Origin of the sequence: Streptomyces scopuliridis RB72 (genome assembly GCF_000718095.1) — a bacterium.
In the GTDB taxonomy this organism is placed as follows: Bacteria; Actinomycetota; Actinomycetes; order Streptomycetales; family Streptomycetaceae; genus Streptomyces; species Streptomyces scopuliridis.
The window spans coordinates 1-4,435 of record NZ_JOEI01000057.1; the positions used below are offsets into that span (position 1 = coordinate 1).

The 4,435-nt window shown below is 72.2% G+C and carries 2 protein-coding genes; both read left to right on the forward strand.

Features of this window, described 5'->3' with window-relative positions:
* Positions 1-3: 3 nt before the first annotated feature.
* Positions 4-2,634: an SDR family NAD(P)-dependent oxidoreductase gene (locus tag IF11_RS0135865; protein WP_280521100.1), complete on the forward strand. Its 2,631-nt coding sequence runs from the start codon at positions 4-6 to the stop codon at positions 2,632-2,634.
* 74 nt (positions 2,635-2,708) lie between these two features.
* On the forward strand, positions 2,709-4,435 hold a 1,727-nt coding region (locus tag IF11_RS0135870), incomplete at its 3' end, for a type I polyketide synthase (RefSeq protein ID WP_211266774.1).

Consider the following 4,435-nt stretch of genomic DNA (forward strand, 5'->3'; position numbering starts at 1 on the left):
GGGTTGGTTGTCGCGCGTGCGGGGTTGATGCAGGGGTTGCCGCGTGGTGGGGCGATGGTGGCGGTGGGTGCGGCGGAGTCGGTGGTGGCCGCGCAACTGGTGGGGCGTGAGGGTGAGGTGAGTATTGCCGCGGTGAATGGTCCGGAGTCGGTGGTGATTTCGGGTGATGAGTCGGCGGTGGTGGAGGTTGCCGGGCACTTTGAGGGGCTGGGGCGGAGGATCAGTCGGCTGAAGGTTTCCCATGCGTTCCACTCGCCTCATATGGACGCCATGCTGGAGGAGTTCCGCACAGCGGCGAAGGACGTCACGTTCGGAGTGCCGCGTATCCCGGTCGTCTCGACCCTGACCGGTCGCCTCGCCTCCGGCGACGATCTGCGGACCGCCGACTACTGGGTGGAGCAGGTACGGCACGCCGTCCGCTTCGCCGACGCGGTCCGCACGCTGGAGTCCGAACGCGTCACGACCGTACTGGAAGTGGGCCCCGGCGCGGTGCTCAGCGCTCTGGTGGCGCACTCCGCCGGGCAGCCCGACACCACGGTGGCCGTGCCCGCCGTGCGCGGTGGGCGGCCCGAGCCCGAGGCGCTGGTCTCCGCGCTCGGCACGCTGCACTTCCGTGGCGTCGCGGTGGACTGGCCGGGGTTCTTCTCCGCCACGGGTGCCCGCCGGGTGGATCTGCCCACCTACGCCTTCCAGCGTCAGCCGTACTGGCTGCGGCCCGACATCCCGGACCCCGCCCCCGCCGAGAATTCCCTCTTCCGCGTCGAGTGGACCCCCGCCACCCCGTCGGCGCCCGAGCGGCCACCGCACTGGGCGGTCCTCGTCCCGGCGGAGTGGAGCACCGAGGCGCTGCCCGCCGCCGAGCGGTTCGCCCGCATCGCCGACATCGCCGACGCGGTGGCCTCCGGGACGCGGATCGACGCCGTACTCGTCCCGTTCCCCGCACGGCTCCCTTCGGAGCACTCCGTCGACGGTCCGCACCGCGCTCTGGTGCTGGCACGGGAATGGCTCGCCGAGGAGCGGCTGGCGGACGTCCGGCTCGTGGTGCTGACCTCGGGCGCTGTGGCGGTGTCCGAGGGCGACGACGTACCGGATCTGGGCGCCGCCGCGGCCTGGGGACTCCTCCGCTCGGCCCAGTCCGAGGCACCCGGCCGTATCGTGCTCGTCGACGCGCCGTCCGTGACGGACGCGTGGCTGGCCGCCGTAGCGGTCGGCGAAGAACCCCGTACGGCCGTGCGTGAGGACCAGCTGCTGCTGCCCCGGCTGACGGCCGTACCGGAGAACGGATCCGCCGGAACCGGGCCGCAGACGGGGGACGACGACGCGGTCACACCGCCCGGGGCCGTCTGGGGCTCCGACGGTACGGTCCTGATCACCGGCGGCACCGGCGCGCTCGGTGGGGTCTTCGCCCGGCACCTGGTGGCCGAGCACGGAGTACGCCATCTGCTCCTGGTCAGCCGGCGCGGCGAACAGGCCGACGGAGCTGGGGCGCTGGCGGCCGAGCTGACCGGGCTGGGAGCCACGGTCACGGTCGAGTCCTGTGATGTATCGGACCGGCAGGCCCTTGCCTCGGTGCTGGCCCGGATCCCGGGGGAGCGACCGTTGACCGGGATCGTGCACACCGCCGGTGTTCTCGACAACGGGCTGCTTCCCGCGCAGAGCGCCGAGCGGCTGGAGTCCGTGCTGAGGCCGATGGCCGAAGCGGCGTGGCATCTGCACGAACTGACCCGGGAGCTGGACCTGCGGGCCTTCGTGCTCTTCTCGTCCACGGCGGGAGTCTTCGGCGCGCCCGGCCAGTCCAACTACGCCGCCGCCGGAGCCTTCCTGGACGCCCTCGCCCAGCACCGCGCCGCCCGGGGACTCCCCGCCACCTCGCTCGCCTGGGGAGTGTGGCGGGGCCGGGGCATCAACGCCGATCTCACCGACCAGGATCTGAGCAGGTTGGCGCGCGACGGGTTCCGGCCCGTCATGGAAGCCGAGGGACGTGCCCTCTTCGACCGGGGAGTGGCCTCGGGATTCCCGGCGCTGGTCGCCTCTCCCCTCGCCGCCACGGCGGCAGTCTCCGGGATACGGGCCGAAGGCGTGCCCCGCGACACCAGCACGGAGGCGGCCGGCGCGCCGTCGCTGACGGAGCGGCTGGCGGAACTCTCCGAGGCCCAGCAGGAGCGGTATCTGCTCGACCTGATCACCACCCTGGTCGCGGCGGTCCTGGGCCATGCGAGTCCGGCCGGTATCGCCCCCGACCGGCCCTTCCGCGAGCTGGGCTTCGATTCGCTCACCGGTGTCGAACTCCGTAACCGGCTGGACGCGGCCACGGGTGTCCGGCTGCCCGCCACCCTGGTCTTCGACCACCCGACCCCGGCCGCTCTCGCCGCGTACGTGCGCGCCGAGGCCGCGCCCGGAGCCATGGACGCCGTGCGCTCCGTCCATGACGAACTGGACCGTATCGAGGCGTCGTTGGGAGAGATCCCGGACGACGACGAGGCACGCTCCGGGATATCCGTACGGCTCCAGACCCTGTTGGCGAAGATGGTCGCGTCCGAGGACCCGACGCCCCGGGAGGACCGGATCGCCGCCGCCTCGACGGACGAGATCTTCGCCTTCATCGACACCCAGCTCGGCCGCGCGGCGGGCTGACCGTCCACCGCCGCGCCGTGGCGCCCTGAACCGCTTCCCGGCATCGTGCCGTACCGAGGAGAGACTGATTCCGCATGTCCACAGACATGTCCCATGAGCAGCAGCCGACCGAGGCCAGGGAGCAGAAGCTGGTCGACTATCTGAAGTGGGTGACGACCGACCTCCAGAAGGCGCGTGAGCGGATCACCGAGCTGGAGACGGCCGGCCAGGAGCCCGTCGCGATCGTGGGCATGGCCTGCCGGTTCCCCGGCGGGGTCGCCTCGGCCGAGGATCTGTGGCGGCTGGTGAGCGAGGGCAGGGACGCGATCGGCCCGTTCCCCGACGACCGGGGCTGGGACCTGGAAGCGCTCTACAGCCCCGATCCCGAGGAGCCGGGAACCTCCTACACCCGCGAGGGCGGGTTCCTCGACGGCGCCGCCCTCTTCGACGCCGGCTTCTTCGGTATCTCCCCGCGCGAGGCGGTGGCGATGGACCCGCAGCAGCGGGTCCTGCTGGAGACCGCGTGGGAGGCGCTGGAGCACGCCGGGATCGATCCGGCGACCCTCAAGGGATCCAGGACCGGTGTCTTCGCGGGGGTGGTGGAGCAGAGCTATCTGGGACTCGAAGGCCCCGAGGAGTTCGAGGGCTATCTGATGACCGGCAAGCTCAGCAGTGTCGCCTCCGGCCGGATCTCCTACGCCTTCGGCCTGGAGGGCCCCGCCCTCTCGGTGGACACGGCCTGCTCGTCCTCGCTGGTCGCCCTGCATCTCGCCGTGGAGTCGGTGCGCCGTGGCGAGTCGACGCTCGCACTGGCGGGCGGCGCCACCGTCACCGCGACGCCCGGCGGATTCGTGGACTTCTCGCGGCAGAAGGGGCTGGCGCCCGACGGGCGCATCAAATCGTTCTCCGCGTCCGCCGACGGCACCTCGTGGTCGGAGGGCGTCGGCCTGCTCGTCGTCGAGAAGCTCTCGGACGCCCGCAGGAAGGGCCACCGGGTGCTGGCGGTGGTGCGGGGCAGCGCGGTGAACCAGGACGGTGCCAGCAACGGTCTGACAGCGCCGAACGGTCCCTCACAGGAACGGGTGATCCGGCAGGCGCTGGCCAGTGCGGGTCTGACGGCCGCCGATGTGGACGCGGTGGAGGCGCACGGCACGGGGACCCGGCTCGGCGACCCCATCGAGGCGCAGGCGCTGCTGGCGACCTATGGACAGAACCGTGAACAGCCCCTCCTGCTCGGCTCGTTGAAGTCCAACATCGGTCATACGGTGGCCGCCGCGGGAGTCGGCGGTGTGATCAAGATGGTGCAGGCGATGCGGTACGGCGTGCTGCCCAGGACCCTGCACCTCACGGAACCGACGCCCATGGTCGACTGGTCGGCGGGAGCGGTGGAACTCCTCGACCGAGCCCGCGACTGGCCCCCCCGCGCGGAGGGCCCCCGGCGCGCCGCCGTCTCCGCGTTCGGGGTGAGCGGGACCAACGCCCATGTCATCCTTGAGGAGCCGGCCCCTGAGGACGCCGCACCGCCCGCGGCCGTCGGGACGGACGAGATCTCGCGGCAACGCGCCGTATCGCCGCCGCCCGTGGTGGCCTGGCCGGTCTCCGCGAGGACCGAGGACGCCCTCCGGGGCCAGGCCGCCCGGCTGGCCGCGTATGTCGAGGCCCACCCGGAACTCGGCGCCGCGGACATCGGACTCTCCCTCGCCACCACCCGCACCGCGCACGACCACGGCGCCGCGGTGGTCGGTGTGGATCGTGGTGAGTTGTTGTCGGGTTTGCGGGCGTTGGTCGGTGGTGTGTCTGGTTTGGGTGTGTCTGGTGTGGG